Origin of the sequence: Duganella violaceipulchra, assembly GCF_019166075.1 — a bacterium.
GTDB classification, from domain to species: domain Bacteria; phylum Pseudomonadota; class Gammaproteobacteria; order Burkholderiales; family Burkholderiaceae_D; genus Rugamonas; species Rugamonas violaceipulchra.
In genome coordinates this window covers 1-326 of sequence record NZ_JAHTGR010000167.1, presented here as the reverse complement: position 1 = coordinate 326, position 326 = coordinate 1, and the positions used below count along the sequence as shown (strand labels likewise).

Annotated in this window: 1 protein-coding gene; it reads right to left on the bottom strand. The window is 75.5% G+C overall.

Annotation, left to right across the window (positions count from 1 at the left end):
• Nucleotides 1–326: AMP-binding protein (locus KVP70_RS35885; protein ID WP_217946746.1), on the bottom strand; the 326-nt coding region annotated here is incomplete at both ends.

Genomic DNA, 326 nt, shown 5'->3' with positions numbered 1-326 from the left:
GGCTCTCCGGGTCCTGCGGGTCGAGCGTCATGAACACCGCGCCCGCCTTCATCGCGCCGATCACGGCGGCGATATGGGCCAGCGGCTGCTCCAGCAGCAGACCCACCACCTCGCCCGGCGCGCAGCCGAGCTGCTGCAGCTGGCCCGCCACGCGGTCGCTCTCGGCCGCCAGCGTCGCGTAGCTCCATTGCCGCCCCTGCCATTCCAGCGCCACGCCGTCCGGCGTGGCCACCGTGACCGCGCGCAGGCGCTCGAGCACCGTGGCCGGCGCCGGCGTGGCCGGCAAGGCGTTGGCGAACGCCAGGTAAGGCGACGCCAGCGGCGCC